15 protein-coding genes are annotated in these 16692 nt (G+C 69.6%); 8 read left to right on the top strand and 7 right to left on the bottom strand.

The window, feature by feature from the left end:
* The first annotated feature begins 397 nt into the window (after positions 1-397).
* The 6 genes from rpmH (at position 398) to rsmG (ending at position 3887) form a co-directional block, all read left to right on the top strand.
* On the top strand, positions 398-535 hold the full coding sequence (rpmH, locus tag QRN56_RS00795; protein WP_010849920.1) for a 50S ribosomal protein L34: 138 nt from the start codon (positions 398-400) through the stop codon (positions 533-535).
* Positions 536-538: 3 nt separating this feature from the next.
* Positions 539-916 carry a ribonuclease P protein component gene (gene rnpA / locus QRN56_RS00790; protein ID WP_285100561.1) on the top strand — a complete coding sequence of 126 codons (378 nt, stop codon included), beginning with the start codon at positions 539-541 and terminating at the stop codon, positions 914-916.
* Positions 913-1221, top strand: a complete 309-nt coding sequence (yidD, locus tag QRN56_RS00785; protein WP_285100560.1) for a membrane protein insertion efficiency factor YidD — start codon at positions 913-915, stop codon at positions 1219-1221. The genes rnpA and yidD overlap by 4 nt, the downstream gene beginning before the upstream one ends.
* An 83-nt stretch (positions 1222-1304) precedes the next feature.
* Complete coding sequence (gene yidC, locus QRN56_RS00780; protein WP_285100559.1) at positions 1305-2537, top strand: membrane protein insertase YidC; 1233 nt, start codon at positions 1305-1307, stop codon at positions 2535-2537.
* Between the two features lie 11 nt (positions 2538-2548).
* The gene (locus tag QRN56_RS00775) at positions 2549-3103 is read left to right on the top strand and encodes a Jag family protein (RefSeq protein WP_285100558.1); all 555 of its coding nucleotides are present in this window, start codon (positions 2549-2551) and stop codon (positions 3101-3103) included.
* A gap of 112 nt (positions 3104-3215) precedes the next feature.
* Positions 3216-3887: a 16S rRNA (guanine(527)-N(7))-methyltransferase RsmG gene (rsmG, locus tag QRN56_RS00770; protein ID WP_285100557.1), complete on the top strand. Its 672-nt coding sequence runs from the start codon at positions 3216-3218 to the stop codon at positions 3885-3887.
* Between the two features lie 113 nt (positions 3888-4000).
* Here the strand turns inward: rsmG and QRN56_RS00765 are convergent, their stop codons facing one another.
* Positions 4001-4498 carry a hypothetical protein gene (locus QRN56_RS00765; RefSeq protein ID WP_285100556.1) on the bottom strand — a complete coding sequence of 166 codons (498 nt, stop codon included), beginning with the start codon at positions 4496-4498 and terminating at the stop codon, positions 4001-4003.
* A 623-nt stretch (positions 4499-5121) separates the two neighbouring features.
* Here QRN56_RS00765 and QRN56_RS00760 point away from each other — a divergent pair.
* The gene (locus QRN56_RS00760; RefSeq protein ID WP_285100555.1) at positions 5122-7191 is read left to right on the top strand and encodes an AAA family ATPase; all 2070 of its coding nucleotides are present in this window, start codon (positions 5122-5124) and stop codon (positions 7189-7191) included.
* 94 nt (positions 7192-7285) lie between these two features.
* Complete coding sequence (locus QRN56_RS00755; protein ID WP_285100554.1) at positions 7286-8566, top strand: ParB/RepB/Spo0J family partition protein; 1281 nt, start codon at positions 7286-7288, stop codon at positions 8564-8566.
* Between the two features lie 106 nt (positions 8567-8672).
* On the opposite strand, the gene QRN56_RS00750 is transcribed toward QRN56_RS00755, so the two are convergent.
* The 6 genes from QRN56_RS00750 to murJ all read right to left on the bottom strand — a co-directional run bounded on the left by QRN56_RS00750 (position 8673) and on the right by murJ (position 16683).
* Positions 8673-9698 carry a D-alanine--D-alanine ligase family protein gene (locus QRN56_RS00750; RefSeq protein WP_285100553.1) on the bottom strand — a complete coding sequence of 342 codons (1026 nt, stop codon included), beginning with the start codon at positions 9696-9698 and terminating at the stop codon, positions 8673-8675.
* 97 nt (positions 9699-9795) lie between these two features.
* Positions 9796-11106, bottom strand: a complete 1311-nt coding sequence (locus tag QRN56_RS00745; protein ID WP_350224546.1) for an aminotransferase-like domain-containing protein — start codon at positions 11104-11106, stop codon at positions 9796-9798.
* Positions 11107-11288: 182 nt separating this feature from the next.
* A complete protein-coding gene (gene trxA, locus QRN56_RS00740; protein ID WP_182619852.1) occupies positions 11289-11615 on the bottom strand; it encodes a thioredoxin in 327 nt (108 codons plus the stop codon).
* 67 nt (positions 11616-11682) lie between these two features.
* The gene (trxB, locus tag QRN56_RS00735; protein WP_285100552.1) at positions 11683-12678 is read right to left on the bottom strand and encodes a thioredoxin-disulfide reductase; all 996 of its coding nucleotides are present in this window, start codon (positions 12676-12678) and stop codon (positions 11683-11685) included.
* Positions 12679-12905: 227 nt separating this feature from the next.
* Complete coding sequence (locus QRN56_RS00730) at positions 12906-14777, bottom strand: protein kinase family protein (RefSeq protein WP_285100551.1); 1872 nt, start codon at positions 14775-14777, stop codon at positions 12906-12908.
* A 184-nt stretch (positions 14778-14961) separates the two neighbouring features.
* Positions 14962-16683, bottom strand: coding sequence for a murein biosynthesis integral membrane protein MurJ (murJ, locus tag QRN56_RS00725; RefSeq protein WP_285100550.1), 1722 nt, complete (start codon positions 16681-16683; stop codon positions 14962-14964).
* Between the last annotated feature and the right edge of the window lie 9 nt (positions 16684-16692).

Below are 16692 nucleotides of genomic sequence, written 5' to 3'. Positions count from 1 at the left end.
GACGCTGGGGGTGTGTTGGAGTCTGCCATGATGAGGCACCGTCCACACAGTTGTCCACAGGTTGTGGATGGCGCGGATCATGCCTGGGTAAGTGGTACGTAGCCAGGCAGGACGGCCCGGCGGGGAAGGTCGGCGAGGCGCGCGGTGTGGCGCGTCCGACACGCATGATCCTGCCGTTCTGGTTTGACCCGGGGGCTCCCGGCGGCGTAACGTCAGACAGCCGTTCCAGGTATTTCTGCGCGCCCATACACGGATTCGAGCCACGTCCTCCGACGTCGGCCAGGACCAGTGGGCCAGGCCCCGGGTCGGCTCGGTCGATCGAAGTACTGAACGGCCACCTTTCACTGCATCGTCGAGGACAGACGGTGTGCCTACCCCGACGTTCTTGGAGTACCTCGTGAGCAAGCGGACCTTCCAGCCGAACAACCGCCGTCGTGCGAAGACCCACGGCTTCCGGCTGCGCATGCGCACCCGTGCCGGCCGCGCCATCCTGGCAGCTCGCCGGCGTAAGGGTCGCGCCGAGCTCTCAGCCTGAGCCATGTTGCCCGCGGCGCACCGTTTGCGCCGTTCCGTCGACTTCGAGCGGACGGTGCGCCGCGGCACGCGCGCAGGTCGATCGACCTTGGTGGTTCACCTCCTGGTCCAGGACGAAAACGTCCCGGACCAAGGATCGGGAACTCCACAGGTCGGTTTTGTCGTTTCCAAGGCTGTGGGTAACTCCGTGCAGCGCAACCTGGTGAAGCGTCGGCTCCGTGCCGCCGCGTTCGGCCAGCTCTCCATGCTGCCCAGCTCCGCTCGTGCGGTGGTGCGCGCGCTGCCGCCGTCGGCAGACGCGACCTACGCGGACCTCGACCGCGACCTCGACTCGTGCTTGCGGCGTGCTGTCGCGCGCGTTTCCGGAGACGGGAAGAGATGACCACCATCCCCGCACCCGAGGGTGAGGCGCCGACGCGTGAGCCTTCGCTGATCGGCCGGCTCCCGGTGACCCTCCTTGTGGGGATGGTCCGGTTCTACCAGGCGTTCATCAGCCCGATGAGCCCCCCGAGCTGCAAGTACTACCCGTCCTGCTCGCAGTACGCCCTGATCGCGCTGCGTCGCCACGGTGCGCTGCGCGGGCTCGGTCTCGCGCTGTGGCGCCTGCTGCGGTGCAACCCGTGGAGTCTCGGCGGCGTCGACGACGTGCCGCCCGCGCGCGGCACGCACACTCACGCCGAGAGCTGACCTGCCTCGGCTCGTGCCGCCGTACACGACCCCCTCGCACCTACCGCAGACTTCGCGTCACCAACTCTGGAGCTTCTTGACCGATGGACTTCTTCGCCTTCCTCTACCCCATCGAGTGGGTCGTGGCCTGGATCATGTACGGGTCACACTGGCTGTTCACCTCTCTCGGGATGTCCAGCGGCCCCGGGACCGCGTGGGTGCTGTCGATCGTCGCGCTGGTGATCGTGATCCGTGTGGCACTGATCCCGCTCTTCTTCAAGCAGATCAAGGCCTCGCGCGGGATGCAGATGATCCAGCCAGAGCTGCAGGCGATCCAGAAGAAGTACAAGGGCAAGACGGACCCGGCGTCCCGCGAGAACATGACGCGCGAGACCATGGAGCTGTACCGGAAGCACGGGACCAACCCGTTCGCCTCCTGCATGCCGATCCTGCTGCAGTCGCCGATCTTCTTCGCCCTGTTCCGGGTGCTCAACGGCCTGGAGCCGATCTCGACCGGTGCCCAGGACCCGATCGGCCCCATCACGCGTGAGGTCGCCAGCGACATCGAGTCGTCGACACTGTTCGGCGCCCAGCTCAGCGACGTCTTCCTGCAGACGGACTCGATGACCTCGCGCATCGTGGTCATCGTGCTGATCGTCGCGATGAGCGTCACGACGTTCACCACGCAGCGCCAGCTGACGATGAAGAACATGCCGCCGTCGGCGCTCGAGGGCCCGATGGCGCAGACGCAGAAGCTGATGCTCTACATGCTGCCGATCGTCTTCGCGATCTCCGGCGTGAACTTCCCGGTCGGTGTGCTGATCTACTGGACCGTGACGAACCTCTGGTCCATGGGCCAGCAGTACTACACGATCAAGCGGATGCCGACGCCTGGTTCCGTCGCGGAGAAGCAGATGAAGGAGCGGCAGGCTGCGAAGGCCGCGCGCAAGGCTGCTCGGAACGGCGGGGTCATCGAGGAGGACGTCCCGGTGGTCGAGGAGCCGAAGAGCGGTCAGCGCGTCCAGCCCAAGCGGAAGAACCGGCAGAAGGGCGGGGCCCGTCCGGAGCCCACGCGGCCGGCGCTCGCTCAGTCCGCTCCGCAGGACGCGGCCGACGCCCCGGCCGATGCGCCGACCGACGGATCGACCGATGGATCGACCGGCAAGCAGCAGGCCGCCACGCCGAAGCAGTCGAGCACGTCCAAGCAGTCCGGTACGCCGAAGCAGTCCGGATCGCCCAAGCAGTCCAGCACTCAGCCCGGATCGAAGCCCAAGCAGTCCGGCACCGCGCCCGGGGCGACCCCGGCGTCGTCGGGCAAGCGCAAGCAGAAGAAGTAGGAGGAGACGCGATGAACGCGAGCACAGGTACGGCCGCACCCGATCCCGCGGCCACGGTCGCGGATCCGGAGGACCGCACCAAGCGCCTCGAGGAGGAGGGCGAGATCGCCGCCGACTACCTCGAGGAGTTCCTCGACATCGCCGACCTCGACGGCGACATCGACCTGGACATCAAGCACGACCGCGCGGCGGTCGAGGTGGTCGCCGACGACCCCGAGTCGCTCGCGCACCTGATCGGTCGTGAGGGCGAGGTGCTCGACGCGATGCAGGAGCTCACCCGCCTGGCGGTGCAGACCCGGACGGGGGACCGGAGCCGGCTGATGCTCGACATCGGCGGCTACCGGGCGGCACGTCGTGTCGAGCTCACCCGAATCGCCGAGCGGGCCGTCGAGCAGGTGCAGGAGTCCGGTGCCGAGGTCGAGCTCGAGCCGCTGAACGCGTTCGAGCGCAAGGTCGTGCACGACGCCGTCGCCGCGGCGGGCCTGGTGAGCGACTCACGCGGAGTCGAGCCGGAGCGGTACGTCGTGGTCCAGCCGGCGGGGGCGGCGGCCGCGGTCACCGACTGAGCCGGTGGGTTTCGGCCGAGGGCCGGTGTGCGTCCCGAGGACGTGCACCGGCCCTCGGTGTGTTTGGCTTCTTTCGACAGCAAGTGGAGGACGGGACGTGGAAGGTTCTGACGTGGCAGGGGATGCCGGCGCGACCGATGCCGAGGTGTTCGACGGCGAGACGCTCGGCGCCAGTGAGGCGGTCAAGACGTACCTGGGCGACGCCTACGACGGTGTGGTGCGCTTCGCGGAGCTGCTCCGTGACCAGGGAGAGCTGCGCGGACTGATCGGACCCCGTGAGGTACCGCGCATCTGGGAGCGGCACATCCTCAACTCCGCGGCGGTCGTCCCGTACCTTCCCGCAACCGGATCGGTCGCCGACATCGGGTCGGGGGCCGGGCTGCCCGGCATCGTGATCGCGGTGATGCGGCCCGAGCTCCAGGTGATCCTGGTCGAGCCGATGGAGCGACGGACGACGTGGCTGGCCGAGGTCGTCGCCGAGCTCGGACTGACGAACGTCGAGATCAAGCGTGGGCGAGCCGAGGAGTACCACGATGCCTTCGAGGCGGACGCCGTCACCTCGCGGGCTGTCGCCGCACTGTCGAAGCTGGTCCGGATGAGCATGCCTCTCGTCCGGGTGGGTGGCGAGCTGGTGATCCTCAAGGGGCGCAACGTAGCTCAGGAGGTCGAGCCTGCGCGAAAGGTGCTGAGGAGGTACGCCACGTGGGATCCGGAGATTCTCGAGGGGACCACCGTGGAGGGCGTCGAGTCCACGACGATCGTCCGGGTGCGTCGCGGGAAGTAGATCTCCCGGCATTCATGTTTCACGTGGAACGGGAGCGATCGCCACTGGCGATCGCTCCCGTTCCTGGTTCTCGGATGCCCCCGCGCTCAGCGCGTCGGGCTGGCCGGCGGGTCTCAGCAGCCGCCACAGTTGTAGTAGAGGATGTCCCAGTGGTTGCCCTCGTCGGTGTAGAGGTTCCCGGCGCCGGAGCGGTACTGGTAGCCCCAGCCGGAGATGTACCCGACGTACGTGAAGTTGTTGCTGATGTAGCTGTCAATGCAGGTGCTCTGCCGGGTGTCGAGCTTGTAGCCGTTCCAGTGGCTGTAGGTGCCGCTCGAGTGTCCGGTCTCGGTGCCGCCGGTGATCGTGATGGCACATCCGCTGGCCGAGCGGAACGTCTTGATCCCGTCGATCGTGGTCTGCCGGACCTGCTCGAAGGAAGTACAGGTGGCAACGTTGCGGTTGCTGCATCCGCCGCTCGACGTCCAGGAGATGCCAGCCGCGCTGAGCTGGGCGGTCGCCTGTGCATGAGTGAGGAACGTCGCGGCGCTGGCGGGGGCCGCGAAGGCGAGTACGAGCGCCGCTGTGAACGCGGTGATCAGTGCGGTGGCTCGGGTGATGGGTCCGGACAAGACGCCTCCCTGCGTGGAGTCAGACGTACCTGGGCGATTCGAGGATAGATGGAGACGGGACCGGTCTGGGCATACCAGTTCTGACATAGCGGCGACGGGTCGGCGGGGATGGCGACCCGGGTGGACGCCGTTCTTGGGGTGGGCCCGTTTCACGTGAAACAGGGGAACCGATGTGGAACGGAGCGAAGCGCGTGCCGTTCTCGGCAGAGGAAGTTGCCATGGCGTCGGACGCGTTTCACGTGAAACCGAGCTGTAGCGATCCGGGCGACAGCGAGCCCGCCATGGGCGGTACGCGGGGGCGCCGACTGTCGCATCGATGCCCGGATGTATCGGGCTCTCAACCTGACGTGGCGCACCATGCGCAATGCGGCCGGTCGACCACGATCTGATCCCGCCCGCGACGGCGTTTCGGCACGCTCGAACAGGCACCCGACCGTAGCGTTACACGGGTGTGCTTCTTCAGACGAAAGTCCAAGCGAGCGGCGGCGGCTGCGGCTCTGGCGGCGTCCGCCGCCAAGGCAGATACGCCCGACTCGTCCGCTTCGGAATCGGCGGTGGCGGTCCCGGACGACGCCACGCCGGTGGACTCCGTGTCGCGAGCGGCGCCGTCAGCTTCGCCCTCTGTGGCAGGGCTGACCGATGGGCCGCCGGTCGGGTTTGAACCGGCGGCGGAACATGCACCCGACACGATGTCCGCCGAGCACCCGGCCGAGGACCCGGCGGTTGTTGGAGCGGCCGTCGCGGGAGATGCTCCCGGCCGGGTCGCGGACGAGTCTCCGGAAGGATCGCCAGGCGTCGCCGCCCCGACCGGGACTGCGAGTGCAGACCTGGACAGCGCCGGGAGCGATGCCCCGGACGCCCGCGCAGAAGCTGCATCGGAGGCAGCGACAGAGGCACACCCCGCGGCGCAGGTCTCGACCACCACCGCGGCCGGCGACGGAGCTTCGTCAGACACCTCCAGTACATCGGTCGAAGAAGTGCGGGACAGGCAGGCCGGCGCCGAGCCGTCCAGCGAGGCGATTCGTGCTCCGGCGGCTTCGACGTCCACCGTGGACGAGCTGGAAGAACGCCCGGGGGAGGGCACGAGCGTGCCGTCGTCCCAGGACATGGCACCGCCGCCGGCCGAGATCGTGAGCGGTCGTCCGCGCGACGAGGTCTGGGGGCAGGACAAGCCAGACCCCGAGGGAAAGAACGTGGCTGAGCTCAGCCAGCTGATCGAGTCCGTAACGAGGTCGGCCTTGGCCGGCGACGAAAAAGCCACCGAGGTGGCAGAGGTTCTGGAGATCCACGAGATGACGGAAGTGCTGGAGCCGACGCCGGATCACATCGACGGGCGGCCCTTGTCGGAGGTGGCGGCCGACGATCCTGATCTGATGGAGGAGCTGCCCTCGCGCCGCCCGATCCCGGCAGATGCGATCAAGCGGGCAACTGAGGCACTCGACGCGGCAGTGAATGCCGCCCCGGCGGTGATCAGCTCGACCACCATGACCGTCGACGACGAGATGGTGGACTTCGTCGATGCCGAATTCACACATTTCGACGGAGAAACCGCCCCGGAGGCCAAGCCAGAAGCCGGGGCCAGCGATTACAGTGTCCGCGTGACGGATCCGATTCCTGTGCAGAGCCTCTCCGCTCCCGGTGTTTCACGTGAAACGACCGGGTCCGTGCAGACGCCCAATGGCACTCAGCAGCCCACGGGCGGCCCGCACGGTGGCGATGACGAGCGGCGATCGGCCCTCATCGCGACCGTCCCGGCCGTTGACGATACGACTCCTGTCGCCGCCGAGCTCGCAATGGACGCTCGCCGACGCATCGAGCTCCAGGGGCGGAAGTTCCCGCGCCCGCCGAAGACCCGCATCATCACGGTCGCCAACCAGAAGGGTGGCGTCGGCAAGACGACCACCACGGTCAACATCGCGGCCGGGCTCGCGCAGTCCGGCCTGAACGTCCTCGTGATCGACAACGACCCCCAGGGCAACGCCTCGACGGCGCTCGGGATCGAGCACCGGGCGGGGACGCCCTCGGTCTACGAGATCCTCGTCGAGGGCGAGCCCCTCGCGAACACGATTCAGCAGTGCCCGGACATCCCCAACCTCTGGGGCGTCCCCGCGACGATCGACCTGTCGGGTTCCGAGATCGAGCTGATCTCCCTTGTTTCACGTGAAACGCGACTCCGCAAGGCGCTCGACAAGTACCTGGCCGACAGGGTCGCCGCGGGAGAGGAGCGCATCGACTACGTGCTCATCGACTGCCCGCCGAGCCTTGGTCTCCTGACCGTGAACGCGTTCGTCGCGGGCCGCGAGGTCTTCATCCCCGTACAGTGCGAGTACTACGCGCTCGAGGGCCTGAGCCAGCTGCTGAAGACGATCGACCTGATTCGCTCCCACCTCAACCCGGAGCTCCGGGTCTCGTCCATCCTGCTGACGATGTATGACGGACGGACCAACCTGGCGCAGCAGGTGGCGGGGGAGGTGCGGTCGCACTTTCCTGCCGAGACATTCAAGACGACGATCCCGCGTTCGGTCCGGATCTCCGAGGCGCCGAGCTACGGCCAGACGGTGATGACCTACGACGCGACATCCACGGGGGCACTCGCGTATCTTCAGGCGTCCCGAGAACTGGCCGAGCGCGGTCAGGGCGGATCGAGCCCGCGCCGTGCGATGAAGGCGGAGCCGGTCGGAGCGCAGGACTGATGCTCGGCAGTGACGAACGAGATGCGTTGCATCCCGTGTATGAGATGAAGCCCGTCCGAGCTCAGCGCCGGACCGGAACCGACGAGGAGACATGATGACTGCGAAGCGACGCGGGCTCGGGCGGGGCCTGGGCGCCCTGATCCCGACGGGTCCGGAGCTGGACGAGCGGGCTTCCGCAGCTGGGGAGTCGGACGGCGCGGACAGCGTGCTGGGCGGCTCGGTCGCAACCGTCGTCGAGGAGCGTCCTGCTCCTGATGTGGCTCTGACGGACGATGTGTCGGTGAGCACCGCCTCGGCCGACACGATCACGGAGCAGGCTCCCGAGCAGGTCACGGACAAGAAGTCCGCGCCCAAGAACACGGGGCCTCGTCCTAGCACGGTGAAGTGGGACTCCGCGATCGCCAGCGGGCGGCTGTCGGTCGCCAACGAGGCGAGTGAGGGCAGCGGGGCGTCGGCACTGGACGACGCGTTCTTCAGCCGGGAGGAGAGCGCACCCGAAGCCGTTTCACGTGAAACACCGGATCTGGTCCCAGTGCCGGGTGCGCGGTTCGCAGAGCTCCCCGTCACCGCTATCCGGCCCAACACCTGGCAGCCGCGCACGGTCTTCGACGAGGGCGACCTCGACGAGCTGGTCGACTCGATCAAGGAGATCGGTGTTCTCCAGCCGATCGTCGTCCGCCCGGACAAGGACCACCCGGGCGAGTACGAGCTCATCATGGGCGAGCGCCGCTGGCGTGCGACGCAGGCCGCTGAGCTGGAGACCATCCCGGCGATCGTTCGCGACACCGACGACGGCGACATGCTCCGGGACGCGCTGCTGGAGAACCTGCACCGCTCGAACCTGAACCCGCTCGAGGAGGCCGCCGCCTACCGGCAGCTGCTCGACGACTTCGACTGCACGCACGAGGAGCTGGCGAATCGGATCGCGCGCAGTCGCCCGCAGATCTCCAACACCCTGCGCCTCCTGCGGCTGCCCCCGCTGGTGCAGCGCCGCGTTGCCGCGGGCGTGCTCTCGGCCGGCCATGCGCGTGCCCTTCTCGGCCTGAGCGACGGCGCAGAGATCGAGCGGCTCGCACAGCGGATCGTGTCGGAAGGTCTCTCGGTCCGGGCGACCGAGGAGATCGTGATGCTCACGGAGTCTGACGGCAACGGCACCAAGGCGCGCAAGGCGCCGCGGGCCGGGACGCGCAGCGAGGCGGTGGACGAGCTGGCGACCCGGCTCTCCGACCGCTTCGAGACGCGGGTCAAGGTGGCGCTCGGCAAGAACAAGGGCCGTATGACCGTCGAGTTCGCCTCGGTCGAGGACCTCAACCGCATCCTCAACGTCATGGCGCCCGAGGAGCGCGGTCTGCTCCGGCCGTCGTCCGACGACTGAAACGGACGCGAACCGCAGGCGAACGGCTCCGGGCCGGCACCCCACGAGGGATGCCGGCCCGGAGCCGTTCGCGTCAGCACCGTGCACCGCGCGCGGTGTTCGCGATCTAGCGCGCCGCCACCAGAGCCCGGTCGACGATCGCTCGGTACAGCGCCGACAGTTCGTGCCCGCTCGCGGCGACCGCCTGGGGCAGAAGCGACATCTCCGTCATACCTGGCGCGACATTCACCTCGAGCACGTGCGCGGTGCCGGACCGGTCGAGAATCATGTCGGTGCGCGAGATATGCCGTAGGTGCAGAGCGCGGTGTGCGCGCACCGCGACGTCCGACACCAGCTCCGCCTGCTCCGGGGTGAGCCGGGCGGGCGCGAAGAACTCGGTCTCGCCGGCCACGTAGCGTGCGGCGTAGTCGTACCCGCCGTCGGCCACGATCTCCACCGCGGGGAGGGCTTCGGGACCGTCGGCACCCTCGATCACGCTGACCGCGAGCTCCACACCGTCGATCGCCCGCTCGACCAGCGCCGTCTCGCCGTACGCGAAGCACTCCACCATCGCCCGGGGCAGGTCCTCGGCGCGGGTCACGACGGTGACACCGAGCGCGGAGCCACCCTCGGTGGGCTTGACCACCAGGGGAAGACCGATGCGCCGCAGGATCGTGTCGAGCACCGGTCGCGCGCCGAGATCCCGGAACAGGCTCTGGGGGAGCGTCACGTAGTCGGGCGTCGCGAGCCCGGCGTCGAGCAGCGCGGCCTTGGAGATCGGCTTGTTCCAGACGACGCGGCTCGCGCGCGGGCCCGTGCCGACGTAGGGCAGTCCGGCCATGTCGAGCACGTCGCGAACGGAGCCGTCCTCACCGGAGGCGCCGTGCAGCAGCGGCCAGACGACGTCGGGCCGGGTCGTGCGCAGGAACGACAGGAGGTCGGCGTCGACGTCGTGCAGCAGGACCTCCAGGCCGGTGGCGCGCAGCGCCTCGGCGACCCGGCGCCCGGAGCGCAGGGAGACGTCCCGCTCGTGCGACAGTCCGCCGGCGAGGACGACCACCAGGGGCGAGCGGCGCCCGGCGTCGTGCGGCTCGGGGGCGAGCGGCGCGCCTGGCGCGGCCGGCTCGGTCGGGACAGGGGTGGGACTGGTCATCGAGGACTCACTCGGTCGGGAGGGGAGAACGGTCAGCTGCCATCGTGTCAGACCCCCAGATCACCGGGGTGACCTGCGGGTCTGACACGGGAGAGGCTCACGCCAGGTCGGGAGCGGGGCCTTCGACGTCGTCCGTGTCGGTGCCGGGCTGTGCGGCGGTGCCGAAGATCTGCACCAGCTCGGACTCGCCGTTGACGACGCCGGCCAGCCGCCGCACACCCTCCCGGATGCGTTCCGGGGTGGGGAAGCAGAACGACAGGCGCATGTGGTCGGAGCCGCTGCCGTCGTAGTAGAAGGCGGTGCCCGGGACGTACGCGACGCGGGCGGTGACGGCGCGGGGCAGCATCGCCCGCGCGTCGAGGCCCTCCGGGAGCCGCACCCACACGAAGAAACCGCCCTTCGGCACGTTCCACGACGCGCTGGGCAGGTACTCGCCGAGCGCCCCCACGAGGGCGTCGCGTCGTTCGCGGTACGTCTCGCGGTACGCCTTGATCTGGGCCTTCCAGTCGCACGTCTCCAGGTACGTCGCCACGGCGAGCTGGGAGGCGTTCGACGGGGACAGGACCGCGGACTCGCTGGCGAGCACGAGCTTGTCGCGTACCGCGTGCGGTGCGATGACGAAGCCGACGCGGTAACCCGGGGCGAAGGTCTTGGAGAACGAGCCGAGGTACAGCACGCCGTCGGTGTCGTAGGAGCGCAGCGCGGGCATCGGCTCGGTGTCGAACCCGAGCAGTCCGTACGGGTTGTCCTCCACCACGAGCACGCCGTGCCGGCGACAGATCTCCAGGATCTGAGGGCGTCGCTCGGCGGAGAGCGAGACGCCGGCCGGGTTCTGGAAGGTCGGGACGGTGTAGAGGAACTTCACGCGGCGGCCCTCGGCCGCCAGGCGGGTCAGCGTGGCGTCGAGCTCCGCCGGGACCAGGCCGTCCGCGTCGAGCGGCACCTGGACGACGTCGGCCTGGTACGACCGGAAGACCCCCAGCGCACCCACGTACGACGGCGCCTCCGCGATCACCACGTCGCCCGGGTCCACGAAGATGCGGGTCACGAGGTCGAGCGCGGACTGCGAGCCGGTGGTGACCACGACGTCGTCGGGATGGGCGGAGACGCCTTCGAGGGCGACGACCTGGGTGATGTGCTCGCGGAGCACCTCCTCGCCCTGGCCCGAGCCGTACTGGAGCGCCGTCGTGCCCTTGGTGGCGATGAGGCGCTGCATCGTGTCGGCGATGACGTCGAGCGGCAGGCCCTCGAGGTACGGCATCCCGCCCGCCAGTGACACGACCTCGGGGCGGTTGGCCACCGAGAAGAGCGCTCGGATCTCCGAGGCGCGCATGCCGTGCGCTCGCGCCGCGTACGAACCGAACCACGGGTCGAGGCGGTTACCGGCAGTCTCGGGAAGCTCGTTCACGCACGCCAGTCTCGCACGCACCGTGTGCTCGACCCAGTACCCGTTCGTAGCGAAACGGTGAGACTCCGCGGCCCCCCGGCGGGGGCCGGGCTTCGCACCAGGGTGAACGAAGAGCGCGTGCCCGGTGCCGCACCCGGTTTCGGGTGGGCCGGACACGCGCTCGGTGATGCGGCGGCGGGCGGTCAGCCCGCGAGGACCTCGTCGATCTCCTCGGTCAGCGCGCGCTTCGGACGGGCGCCGATGATCGACTTCACGACCTCGCCGCCCTTGTAGACGTTGAGCGTCGGGATCGAGACGATGCCGTAGTCCATCGCGGTCTGACGGTTCTCGTCGGTGTCGATCTTGACGATCTTGATCTTGCCCTCGTACTCGTCGGAAAGCTCCTCGAGGATGGGCGCGACCATGCGACACGGGCCGCACCAGGTAGCCCAGAAGTCGACGAAGACAGGAATGTCAGAGTCGAGGACCTCGGTCTTGAAGGTGTCGTCGGTGACCTTGATGGTGCTCATCCAGCATCTCCTTGTTCATGGCCCCGCGGGGGCCGAGTGGGGCGGGCCGGTGGTAGCCGGCCGGAGATCAGTCGTTCAGCGAGTCGAGGAACGCCTGGGCGTCGAGCGCCGCGGAGCAGCCCGAGCCGGCGGCCGTGATCGCCTGGCGGTAGGTGTGGTCGACGGCGTCGCCGCAGGCGAAGACGCCGGAAAGGTTGGTGCGGGTGCTCCGGCCCTCCACGAGGATGTAGCCGTTCTCGTCGAGGTCGACCTGGCCCTTGACCAGGTCGGTGCGGGGCTCGTGACCGATCGCGACAAACAGGCCCGTCGCGTCCAGGTCCCGGACCTCGCCGGTGACGGTGTCGCGCAGGCTGAGCCCGGAGACCTTGTTGTCACCCGTGATGCCGGCGATCTCGCTGTTCCACGCGAACTCGATCTTCGGGTCCGCGGTGGCGCGCTCCGCCATGATCTTCGAGGCGCGCAGGTCGTCGCGGCGGTGCACCACGGTCACCTTCGAGGCGAACCGGGTCAGGAACGTCGCCTCCTCCATCGCGGAGTCGCCACCGCCGACGACGGCGATGTCCTGGTCGCGGAAGAAGAAACCGTCACAGGTGGCGCACCACGAGACGCCGCGGCCGGAGAGCCGCTTCTCGTCGGGCAGGCCCAGCTCGCGGTACGCCGAACCGGTCGACAGGATCACGGAGCGGGCGCGGTAGGTGTCGCCGCCGCCCGTCACGATCGTCTTGACGTCGCCGGTCAGCTCGACCTGCTCCGCGTCGTCCCAGACGACCTTGGCGCCGAACTTCTCGGCCTGCTCCCGCATGGCCTCCATCAGGTCAGGGCCCTGGATGCCGGCGGGGAAGCCGGGGAAGTTCTCGACCTCGGTGGTGTTCATCAGCGCGCCGCCCGCGGTGACCGAACCCGCGATGACCACGGGCGCGAAGCCGGCACGAGCCGCGTAGATGGCCGCGGTGTAGCCCGCGGGGCCGGACCCGACGATGACGACGTCGAGCACGGGGGCGTCGGTCGTGCCGGCGGCCGGAGCGGTGGTCTGTTCGGTCAAGGTGTTCTCCTCGAGTTCCATGGGCACACGCAACAACACGCGAGCGGGTCCCAGTGTTCCAGCCCGCGCCCGGCACGGCTCGGTCGTGGACGTGAATCTCACCACACTGCATCGACATTCGTCGATGCGTCCGGTATCCGAGCCGATCCTGTCACGAAAGAACGCCGGCGGGAACGAACCATCGACATGATGTGGTTCGGACCCGCCGGCGTTCCGTAGTGCTCGTGGTCGTCGGTGACGACCGTTGGTCAGCTCAGCACGACCTCGCTCAGCTCGAGCCGGAAACCGTCGGAGACCTGCGGCAGCTCGGTGACCCAGATCGTGAACGAGTCGCTCACGACGGGCTCCGGGAGCTCGAAGGTGGTGGTCTCCGCGAAGGTGCCCTCGGCGAGCACCTCGCCGCCCTCGCCGCCCTTGAGGATCTGCACCTTGCCACCGGGGGTGTTGGTGAGCAGCTCGATCTTGGAGACCGACGCCGGCTCGCGGAGCCGCAGCTCCATGCCGAGGAAGTCCTTGAACCCACCGAACGCCGCCCGCTGGTAGGTCGTCGTGAAGTAGAACGTCGCCGGGTCAGTGTCGAAGGCCCGCTCGACCGCCTCGGGGTGGTCCAGCGTGCTGCCCTCCCAGTCGAGCTCACCCAGGAGCGTCCCGGAGTCGATCACCGGACGCGCCTCGGTCTCGGTGGGCGCCGACGGCTCGCTGCTGCCTCCGTCCGCGCCCGCGGAGGTGGAGACCGTCGGCGACGGCGTCGCGTCGGCGATCACGTCCGGGGTCGGCGAGAGGACGGCGTTGATGGCCCAGATGAGGCCCGCCACGACGGCCACGCCGACGAGGCCGAGCACGATCGGCGTCGGGTTGACGCCGCCGCGCTTGGGCGCGGGCTGGGTGGCGAACCCGCCGTCCTGCTCGTAGTAGCCGCCGGTGTTGGGGTCGTAGCCGCCCGGCGCGTAGGACTGCGGGGGGTATTGCTGCGGCTGCTGCTGCGCGTACTGCGCCTGGTCGTAGCCGGGCTGGGCCTGTGCGACGGGCTGGCCGTACTGGTCGTAGCCCGCCGGCGGGTAGCCGGCCGGAGCCGCCTCGGGCGGCGGGGGAGGCACGGGCGCGTGCTGGCCGTAGGCCTGCGGTTCGTAGGTGTAGTCGTTCTGGGGCTCGGGATAGCCGGCGGGCACACTGCCGCCCGCTCCCATGGCCATTGTCTCGTCGGTACGTGCGATCCGGCCGGTGACGGGGCGCCGCGCGGGCGGAACTCCTTCGCCTCCGAAAGCCTCGGCGATGGACTGCCGCCGCGGCTCCTCCGGCTCGGGCTGCACGAATCCAGGCAGCGATGCCACTACGGAAACCTCTCCCCACGGCTGGAGAGCCGCGGTCACGTCGTCGGGGTTCTTCGGCCCCTCGGTGCCGCCGGACGTGTCGAACGTCCGGGCCACCAGGGCGTCGATCTCGGTGTCCACGTGCGGGACCAAGCTGGAAAGAGGCGCCACGGCGCCGGAGTCGTCGAGCTGCGCGGGCAGCGGGATCAGGGTGTCCTTCGCGATCCAGTCGGCCTCGAGGTCCTGGCCGGGCCAGCGCGCCGTCATCGCGTAGTAGAGGAGCGCCACGAGGCCCTGGGCGTCGAGCTCCGCCGGCTTGACGTTGAGCGTGTCGCCCGAGGCGAGGCCGCCGTCGAGCCCGAGGCCCGTGACGCGGACCTGGTGACCGTCGACCCGCACGGCCTCCGGGCGGAGCGCGGCGTGGTGCACGCCGCGGGTGTGCGCCACGCCGAGGGCGGTGGCCGCCTCGCCGACGATCGCACGGGCCTGCTGCCCGTCCACGAGGCCGCTCGAGATGATCTCGGTCAGCGTGGTGCCGGTATAGGGCTCGGTGACCACGTACTTGCGGCCGTCGGAGTCGGATCCGGCGTCGAGCACGCGGACCAGGCGGGGGTCGGTCACGAGTGCCGCACGCCGGGCGGCGTCCAGGGCGTCACCGGTATAAGGCCCGGTCACGAGGGTGACGCGGACCTCGCGGTCCAGGATCAGGTCGTGCGCCTCCCAGGCGGTCGCCGCGGCAAGGTCGGTGGACGCCTGCTGGCGCAGTCGGTATCTCTCGACCAGCACGGTGCCAGGCTCGACAGTGCTCACGCGGACCTCCTTGCTCGGTCGGGGGACAGTAGCAGGTACGTGACCACGACCGTCACGCACCGTCGCCATGCTACGCGGAACCGTTGCCCACCCGCCGAAGCATCGTCCGTATGTACGAAAGCGCAGCCCGCGCGCGCGGGCTGCGCTTCCGGTACGACGGCGGTGTGTACGACGGCGGGGCGGATCAGCGCCGCAGGCGTGCGAGGACCGGGCCGAGCAGCCCGTTGAGCTCCTCGACGCGCAGCAGGCGCAGGAGCAGCACGTAGACGGCGAGCATGACCAGGCCGCAGAGCGCCGTCACCCAGAGCCCGCTGAGCATCGTGAGCACCCAGCCCTTGCCGAACGTCAGCACGTCGAAACCGCCGACGAGCTGGTAGACGCCCCACCCGGCGCCCCCGGCGACCGCCGCGGCGAGCACCGTCTTGGCGTGCAGGACGAAGATGCGCCCGCCGTCGAGCCGCCCGCCGAGCTTGCGCTTGAGGCCACCGGTGCGCAGCAGCACCGTGATCCAGTTCGACAGGGCGTAGGCACCGCCGGCCGCGATGACCCAGAGCTCGACCGGCAGCCAGACCTGCGCCGCGACCAGGCCGGCCACGAGGGCGACCGTCGACGGGACGGTGATCCAGAAGACGGAGCGGCCGTCCTCGTAGGCGTAGAAGACCCACTTCATGAGCGCCATGCCGCCGAGCGGCACCAGCCCGAACGACAGCGCGACCAGGACGGGCGCGATGAGCGCCGTACCCTGCTCGCCCGCGGTCGGGACGATGAACGCCGTGGCCGGCCCGGCCAGCACCACGAGGGCCGCGGTGGCGAACACGGTGAAGACGCCGATGGTGCGCAGGCCCAGGGACAGGTCGGACCGGACCCGGTCGGTGTCGCCCGCCTGGGCGGCCTTGCTGATGCCCGTGAACAGTGCCGTCGCGATGGAGACCGTGACCAGGGAGTGGGGCAGCAGGTAGATCAGGAGCGCCTGGGTGTAGGACGCGTTGCCCGCGACGGCGTCGCCCGCGTTGCCGGCCTCGGCCGCGACCCGGGTCAGGTAGAGGACACCCGCCTGCTCCAGGACCACGGCCGCGAACGTCCACAGGGCGACGCCCCCGGCCGAGCGCAGGCCGATGCCCCGCAGGCCCAGGCGGAGGTTCCAGCGGAAGCCGGAGCGCAGCAGCGGCACGAGCAGCACGAGGGCCTGCGCCACGATGCCGAGCGTGGCCGTGCCGGCCAGCAGGATCGTGCGCGGGGTGTTCCACTCGGAGAGGTCGTTGATGCCGGTGTCGGGGGCGCCGCCGAACACGATCAGGAACACGGCGAAGCCGAGCACCGAGACCACGTTGTTGGCCACCGGAGCCCACATGAACGGACCGAACTGCTCGCGCGCGTTCAGCACCTGGCCGAGCAGTGTGTACAGGCCGTAGAAGAAGAGCTGGGGGATGCACCAGTACGCGAAGACGGTGCCCAGCGCGAGCTGCTCGGCCGACCAGCCGTCCGTGTAGAGCATGACGACCCACGCCGCGGCGCCGGTGAGGACGGCGGTGATGGCGAGGATGCCGACGGCCGAGACGGTGAGCAGCTTGTCGACGCGCTCCTGCGCGTTGTGCGCGCGGAACGCCTTGACGATCTGCGGCACCAGCACGGCGTTCAGCATGCCGCCCGCCAGGATCGCGAACAGGACGTTGGGCAGCTTGTTCGCGACGTCGAACGCGTTCGCAACCGTGCCGGCGGAACCGATCGCGGCCACCAGCATCATGTTGCGGACCAGGCCACCGAGGCGGGACGCGGCCGTGCCGGCCGCCATCACGATCGAGTTGCGTCCCAGGCTGCTGGTCGACGACGGGGGCGTCGCGGGCGTACCCGGCCCGCCCGCGGCCTCGGCGCTGGGATCCGACGCGGGGTCGGTCGGTGCGGTCACGGCGTTCTC

It is taken from the genome of Promicromonospora sp. MEB111, from assembly GCF_030209445.1.
GTDB lineage: Bacteria > Actinomycetota > Actinomycetes > Actinomycetales > Cellulomonadaceae > Promicromonospora.
The sequence above is the reverse complement of the archived record's forward strand: the minus strand, read 5'-3'. Positions and strand labels throughout refer to the sequence as shown.

What these genes read in the sequence shown, in the direction of transcription:
- rnpA (WP_285100561.1), top strand. Translation starts at nt 539, where the DNA reads ATGTTGCCCGCGGCGCACCGTTTGCGCCGTTCCGTCGACTTCGAGCGG.
- yidD (WP_285100560.1), top strand. Translation starts at nt 913, where the DNA reads ATGACCACCATCCCCGCACCCGAGGGTGAGGCGCCGACGCGTGAGCCT.
- yidC (WP_285100559.1), top strand. Translation starts at nt 1,305, where the DNA reads ATGGACTTCTTCGCCTTCCTCTACCCCATCGAGTGGGTCGTGGCCTGG.
- QRN56_RS00775 (WP_285100558.1), top strand. Translation starts at nt 2,549, where the DNA reads ATGAACGCGAGCACAGGTACGGCCGCACCCGATCCCGCGGCCACGGTC.
- QRN56_RS00755 (WP_285100554.1), top strand. Translation starts at nt 7,286, where the DNA reads ATGACTGCGAAGCGACGCGGGCTCGGGCGGGGCCTGGGCGCCCTGATC.
- QRN56_RS00750 (WP_285100553.1), bottom strand. Translation starts at nt 9,698, where the DNA reads ATGACCAGTCCCACCCCTGTCCCGACCGAGCCGGCCGCGCCAGGCGCG.
- trxA (WP_182619852.1), bottom strand. Translation starts at nt 11,615, where the DNA reads ATGAGCACCATCAAGGTCACCGACGACACCTTCAAGACCGAGGTCCTC.
- trxB (WP_285100552.1), bottom strand. Translation starts at nt 12,678, where the DNA reads ATGGAACTCGAGGAGAACACCTTGACCGAACAGACCACCGCTCCGGCC.